Annotated in this window: 5 protein-coding genes; 4 read left to right on the top strand and 1 reads right to left on the bottom strand. The window is 34.8% G+C overall.

Annotated features, from left to right (window positions below):
- The first annotated feature begins 28 nt into the window (after positions 1 to 28).
- The 4 genes from GXM17_RS19745 (at position 29) to GXM17_RS19760 (ending at position 6,162) form a co-directional block, all read left to right on the top strand.
- On the top strand, positions 29 to 3,094 hold the full coding sequence (locus GXM17_RS19745; RefSeq protein ID WP_163401241.1) for a SusC/RagA family TonB-linked outer membrane protein: 3,066 nt from the start codon (positions 29 to 31) through the stop codon (positions 3,092 to 3,094).
- 17 nt (positions 3,095 to 3,111) lie between these two features.
- Positions 3,112 to 4,485 carry a SusD/RagB family nutrient-binding outer membrane lipoprotein gene (locus GXM17_RS19750; protein ID WP_163401242.1) on the top strand — a complete coding sequence of 458 codons (1,374 nt, stop codon included), beginning with the start codon at positions 3,112 to 3,114 and terminating at the stop codon, positions 4,483 to 4,485.
- Between the two features lie 85 nt (positions 4,486 to 4,570).
- The gene (gene rlmB, locus GXM17_RS19755) at positions 4,571 to 5,305 is read left to right on the top strand and encodes a 23S rRNA (guanosine(2251)-2'-O)-methyltransferase RlmB (protein ID WP_163401243.1); all 735 of its coding nucleotides are present in this window, start codon (positions 4,571 to 4,573) and stop codon (positions 5,303 to 5,305) included.
- A gap of 50 nt (positions 5,306 to 5,355) precedes the next feature.
- Positions 5,356 to 6,162 carry a DUF2490 domain-containing protein gene (locus GXM17_RS19760; protein WP_163401244.1) on the top strand — a complete coding sequence of 269 codons (807 nt, stop codon included), beginning with the start codon at positions 5,356 to 5,358 and terminating at the stop codon, positions 6,160 to 6,162.
- A gap of 1 nt (position 6,163) precedes the next feature.
- On the opposite strand, the gene GXM17_RS19765 is transcribed toward GXM17_RS19760, so the two are convergent.
- Positions 6,164 to 6,658 (bottom strand): hypothetical protein, encoded by a 495-nt coding sequence (locus GXM17_RS19765; RefSeq protein WP_163401245.1) that lies wholly within the window; start codon positions 6,656 to 6,658, stop codon positions 6,164 to 6,166.
- Positions 6,659 to 6,850 lie beyond the last annotated feature (192 nt).

A 6,850-nucleotide genomic window follows, 5' to 3' on the forward strand; every position in this document is an offset into this window, starting at 1 on the left:
TTGCGAGACTAATTCAAAATATTTAAAAATGAAACTAAAGTTCAATGGATTTTTAGTGCTTTTGTTAGCACTAGTTACGCAAATCACATTTGCGCAAGAAAGAGCCGTTTCAGGAATGGTTTCTGATAATGCAGGCATGCCTTTACCAGGTGTGAGTGTATTAGTGAAAGGAACCAAAACAGGAACGCAAACAGACTTTGATGGAAAATTCTCTATTAAAGCATCACCAAGCCAGGTTTTGGTATTTAGCTACATCGGAATGAAAACTCAGGAAGTGTCAGCGAGTTCAACATCAATTAATGTAAGCCTAAAAGATGATTCTGTAGAATTAGAAGGCGTAGTTGTTACCGCTTTGGGTATCAAAAGATCAGAAAAAACCTTAGGATATGCAGTATCAAAAGTAACTGCTGAAGAACTTACTAGATCAGGAGAACAAAACGTCTTACAAGGATTAGCCGGAAAAGCTGCAGGTGTTCAGGTTATTGGTACCGGAGGTACTCCAGGTGCATCTAGCAAAATTATTATTAGAGGTGTTAATAGTATTAACAGACCTTCGGATCCGTTAATCGTTATTGATGGTGTACCAATTGACAATACCACAAGCCAAACGACTGCTGGTGACAATCCTTTTAATGCGAATTTATCAGGAATCAACAACTCAAACAGAGCATTGGACATCAATCCTGATGATATCGAAAGTGTATCGGTACTTAAAGGCCCTGCTGCTGCAGCTTTATATGGAGAAAGAGCTGGTAATGGTGTTATACTTTACACAACTAAAAAAGGAAGAGCTGGAAAAGGTTTAGGAATTGACTTTTCAAGTTCGTTGGCAATTGACAGAGTTAGTCAATTACCTGCCAGACAAAACAAATATGTTCAAGGCACTAGCTCTACTGCAACTACAATACCAACTAACACACCACAAAGTTGGGGACCAGCAGCGGAATCTTTAGGAGTACCAATGTATGACAATGTTGAAAACTTTTTTCAGGATGGACTAACTTACACCAACAATATCTCTTTTTATGGTGGAGATAATAAAGCAACTTATCGAGCATCTTATGGTAATGTTACACAAACTGGAATGGTACCAGAAACTGATTTGAAAAGAAATACTCTAAGAGTTGTTGGAGATTTAAGGTTAAGCGATAAATGGAAAACAGGAGGTAGCTTACAGTATACACACACCACCAATACGTTAGCTCAAAATGGAAGTAACGTATCGGGAGTAATGCTAAGTTTATTACGTTCAGTAGGAAACTATGACCTGAGAAACTACAAAGACGCAGCAGGAAACAATAAAAATTACTTTGCTTCTTATGACAACCCATATTTTACTGTAAATGAAAACCCTGCAACCAGTGATGTAAATCGTGTTTTTGGAAATATGTTTTTAACATATACTCCTGCAGATTGGTTATCTTTAACTGCTAAAGGAGGTATAGACACGTACTCAGATTATCGTAAACAAATTTTTGCTGTCTCATCTAACGGAGATAATTTAGCGGGAATTGGAGAAGTTGCCTTCAACAATATAACTAATAAAGAATATTATGGTGATTTCATTGCAAGCGGATTATTGCCTTTAAAAACAGAATGGTTAAAAATCAACTATACTGCAGGTCTTAACCTACGTTCTTTTCAAAACACAGATGTATTCTCAAGAGGTAAACAGCTTGCTGTAAGAGGTGTTTACAACTTATCAAATGCAACACAGTTATATGCTTCTAATTCAGAAGAAAATATTATGTCAAGAGCATTATTTGGACAATTGGAATTTGACATCAAAAATCAACTTTTTATAACAGGTTCAGTTAGAAAAGAATGGTCTTCTACTTACGGTACAAATGCAAATAGTGCAATTTTCCCAGCAGCTTCAGCATCATGGGTAATAACTAGTTCATTTGATTTACCTGAAGCAATCAGCTTTGCAAAAATAACTTATGGCTATGGTGAAGTCGGTATAGCTCCACAAACTTACAGAACTATAAGTACATTTACTCAACCATTTATGACAGACGGTTTCACTGATGGACTTAGTTTTCCATACAACCAAATAAATGGTATGACTGTTTCTGGCGCATTAGGAAATCAGGATTTAAGACCTGAGATAGTGGTAGGACATGAAGTAGGTTTGAGTACAAAACTTTTTGACAGCCGACTTTCATTAGATGTAAATGCATATTATAAAACATCTAAGGATTTATTAATCACATTACCATTACCATCATCAAGCGGATTTTCATCAGTATATCAAAATGCTGCTGAATTAGTAAATAAAGGTCTTGAAGTAGAATTTGGATATGATGTATTCCAAAAAAGTAATCCTTTTCAATGGAACATCAATTTAAACTGGGCTAAAAACGAAAATGAAGTAACGGATATAGCTGGTGGTCTAGATGATATTCAGATTGAAGCTGCATTTGGATCAATTGGATATTATGCTGTAAAAGGACAACCTTTAGGAAGCTTTTATGGTACAAAATGGGCTCGTGACGCAAACGGTAATAAGCTTATTGGATCAGACGGTCTAGCAATACTTGCGGATGAGACAGGCAACTTAGGAAATTCTGCTCCAAAATGGACAGGAGGAATCAGAAATACATTTACATATAAAAGAGTTACTTTATCAGGCTTATTAGACATCAGACATGGAGGAGTTGTTTATAATGGAACGCTTGCTAGATTGCACAACTTTGGCGTATCTGAAGCATCTGCTGACAGGGAACGCACTTACATTATTGATGGTGTTAAAGCAGATGGAACTCCAAATGATATTCAAATAACTGCTAAAAACTACTACCAAAAATACTTAGGTGATGGTGGTGGAGCAGCAGAAGAAGCTGTTACAGATGTAAACTGGATTAGATTACGTGACGTAAGCTTAAGTTATGATTTCGATGTAAAAAGATTTACTGCTATCAGTTCAGCTCAAATTTCTTTTACAGGTAGAAACTTATGGCTAGACACTAATTATGAAGGTGTAGATCCTGAAACCAGTTTAACTGGTGCAGGATCCAGAATTAATGGATTAGATTACTTTAATAATCCGGGAAGCAAATCATTTATAATGACTCTTAAAGTAGGATTTTAAATTTAAAACAAATCAAAATGAAAAGATATATAAAAAGTATAATTCTTACCGCTGTTAGCATTAGTTTACTAACAGGCTGTCAGACAGAATTAGACACCTTTAATGAGAATCCTAACGATCCCATTACAACGACTCCAACATTATTGTTGGCGGCTATGGAAATTTCAACATTCTCTACACATACAAGTGGCTTAGTAAGAACTTCAAATATTTTTGATCAACACCTTGCTGGAACAAGCGTAGGTCAATTGGGAGACATTCAACGTTATATCCTTACCGAACAAGATATAAACAATGAATGGAATACTGTCTATGGAACCACTTTGATAAGTGGTCATATTTTAGACCGTGATTTCTCTGCCGATTATCCATATTATAATGGAATTGGTCAGATATTAACTGCTATTAATTTAGGATACGCAACAGACCTGTGGGGTGATGTCCCTTATGATGAAGCATTTAGAGCAGAACAAGGAAATAAGACGCCAAGTTACAACACACAAGAAGAAATCTACCAAAGATTACAAACTATTCTGGATGAAGCTATTGTTAATTTAAAAAAACCTGCTTCAAGTAACGTTTCAGTCCCTGGTAACGATGACTATATTTTTAAAGGAAATGTTGCCAAATGGATTAAAATTGCCTATGTATTAAAAGCAAGATATGCTTTAAGACTAACTCAGGTAGATACTAATGCTGCACAAAAAGCCCTTGATTATATTACAGCATCCGGAATAAGCTCAAATGCAGATGATGCTAACACATTTTTTACTGAACAAGCAAATGAACTTAATCAATGGTATGCTTTTGATAATAGCCGTGCTAATTATCTTAAGACTGGAGCGTTTTTTGTTAACACTTTAAAAACTAATTTAGATCCAAGATTATCATTTGCTATAGCCAAAGACGACAATGGTGGTTATACAGGTAATGCGGCAGATGATTTGGATACAACTTCATCTTCTTATATTGGATCTGCTTATGCCAGTGCTGACTCTCCTGTTGGAATTGTAACTTATGCCGAGGCTAAATTTATCGAAGCAGAAGCAAGATTCAGATTAGGCCAAAATGCTCAACCAGCTTTAGAAACTGCTGTTGCAGCATCTGTTTTAAAAGTTACAGGAACTGCAGCTACACCAGCTTTCTTAGCTACAGCAGCTACAACTGTTACTTTGGCAAATATTATTCAGCAAAAATACCTGGCTCTTTTCTTAACTATGGAGCCGTATAATGATTACCGAAGAACTGGTTTTCCTGCTTTGGTTCCAAACCAATCATCCAATACAAAAACTATTCCTGTAAGATTCCCAACTCCTTCAGATGAGAGAAATTACAATCCAAATGCAACTGTAGTTAGTAATGTAACTACTAATCTATGGTGGGATAAATAATTTTAAGAAATATTTTTAAATTATTAAACCGCTCTGTTAATTCAGGGCGGTTTTTTTATAGAAACATATTACTTATATTTGCCCCATGGAAAAAGAACATCAAATATTTGGAATTAGGGCCATTATAGAAGCTATTCAGGCAGGGAAAGAAGTAGACAAAGTATTCATCCAAAAAGAAGTTTCGGGTGAATTAATGAAGGATTTAATGAAGGTAATGAAACGTGCCAACATTAATTTCTCCTATGTTCCTGTAGAGAAACTGAATCGCTTAACTCCAAATAATCATCAGGGGGCTGTTGCGACTATATCCCCTATTGGATTTATTGAATTGGAACATCTTGTTGAATCTACCATTGAATCCGGTTCAAAACCTTTGTTTTTAATATTAGACCAAATTTCTGACGCAAGAAATTTTGGCGCCATTATAAGAACTGCAGAATGTACCGGTGTAAACGGGATTATTGTGCAAAAAGCGGGTTCTGCTCCTGTAAATGGAGATACAGTAAAAACCTCAGCAGGCGCAGTTTTTAATGTGCCTATTTGTAAAGTTGAACATATCAAAGATGCAATATTTTACCTGCAGGGTTCCGGAATTAAAACCGTAGCGGCCACTGAAAAAACAGATCAGAATATTTATGATTTAAAACTTAATGAACCCGTTGCTATTATCATGGGGTCTGAAGACAGAGGAATTAATCCTTCCGTTTTAAAAATTGTAGATGAAAAAGCGAAACTACCTATGTTTGGGTCAATAGGATCTTTAAACGTGTCCGTTGCCTGTGGGGCGTTTTTATACGAAACTGTACGTCAAAGAAGTTAATATATTTAGAAGTTTAAGTTAGGTAATGAATAATTTTAATTTAAAATCGAATGCATTCTTATTTACCCTTAAAACAATCCATAATACTGTTTATAATCTCACCCATAACATTTCTTTTTAGTTTCTGTTATGGACAAAACACCCATTACGGCCAACTTTGGAATGAAATACAATTTACCCGCACATTAAATGAAAAATGGTCAACAGAATTTGATATTGCGAGTTCCTACAGCAGTGAAGAATCATCTCCTAACATTTTAGATAATAACACCCAGGGATCATTGAGGCTGTGGGGACATTATTATTTGAATCCAAGGTGGAAAACCTCTGCTTTTTTAGCTTATTATAACAATAAAGATGTTCCTGAAATTGGACAATTTAAATCCCCGGAGTGGCGGTTTGCGCTTCAGGGCATCTATTACATCCACAAAATTGGCTATACCTTAAGTACAAGATCAAGATTGGAACTTCGACACCTGCGTAACTCAGATTTAGAGTACGAAAACGTATTACGCTATCGACAACAAATCAAATATTTGAAACCTGTAAACAGTAAAGTACTTCGCAAAGGTACAATTTATGCTTTTACTTCAGACGAGATCTTCTTAAAGACCGGAACAAAAGTAACCGGAGAAAGTTTTTTTGACCGAAACAGATTTAATTTAGGAGCAGGTTATTTGTTTAGCGATGACTTCCAATTCGAACTTAGCTATGTAAATGAATTCCTTCCGAGAAACAATGGAAATCAAACTGTAAACGCAGCTTCATTAACACTTACAATTAATAATCTTTTTAAAAACTTTAATACGCTTTTACACAAACACGAATCAAACAGTACTGTTAAGGAAGATGAGTAAATCATTCATCTTTTAAGAAACAGGCTAATTGTTTCATAATTGCTTTTTTATGAAGTTTAAAAGCATACTTTCTAATAAATTCCGTCCCTTTCATATTGATATCAGCAGAAACAGCTTCAAAAAGAGAAAAGGCTTCTAAATCTTTTTTATCAATCATGAAAAGAACCTGCATTATAGAGTCGTTTTTTATATATCTGGTATCAAAATGCTCCAGTTTATACTTATTATTATCTGAAAGCTCAATTATAAGATCATCTTTTATTTTTTTACCTTCTTCTTTGGGTGGAAATGGAAACGGCTGCAAAGCTATAAAATAATTCTCCTTATCTGTAACAATATTAATCTTCAATGATTTCGATTTTGTTGTATAAAATGGAGTCGCTTCAAAAAAATACACCATTGATCCATCTGGCTGAACTTTATTGTGAATATCGCATTGGCCAAAAAGCAATGGAGAGAACAAAATTGAACCTATTATAAAAGTTATACTTTTCATTATCAAACATTTAAAAATTAAATATCATAACAAAAATACTCATTTTTGAGACGCAGTTCTCTAAACCTATTTCAAATTATTCGTTTTTTCCTGATTCGTCATTCTTCCGGATTGTATAATTAATTTAAGTTGCTAGTTAATCGATTTGTTCAACTGAAGTCCAAAGACAAATAAAGTAAGCTTTATCAGAAA

It is taken from the genome of Flavobacterium fluviatile, from assembly GCF_010645065.1.
Taxonomy (GTDB): domain Bacteria; phylum Bacteroidota; class Bacteroidia; order Flavobacteriales; family Flavobacteriaceae; genus Flavobacterium; species Flavobacterium fluviatile.

Coding starts and splice junctions, on each gene's coding strand:
- GXM17_RS19745 (WP_163401241.1), top strand. CDS start 29: ATGAAACTAAAGTTCAATGGATTTTTAGTGCTTTTGTTAGCACTAGTT.
- GXM17_RS19750 (WP_163401242.1), top strand. CDS start 3,112: ATGAAAAGATATATAAAAAGTATAATTCTTACCGCTGTTAGCATTAGT.
- rlmB (WP_163401243.1), top strand. CDS start 4,571: ATGGAAAAAGAACATCAAATATTTGGAATTAGGGCCATTATAGAAGCT.
- GXM17_RS19760 (WP_163401244.1), top strand. CDS start 5,356: ATGCATTCTTATTTACCCTTAAAACAATCCATAATACTGTTTATAATC.
- GXM17_RS19765 (WP_163401245.1), bottom strand. CDS start 6,658: ATGAAAAGTATAACTTTTATAATAGGTTCAATTTTGTTCTCTCCATTG.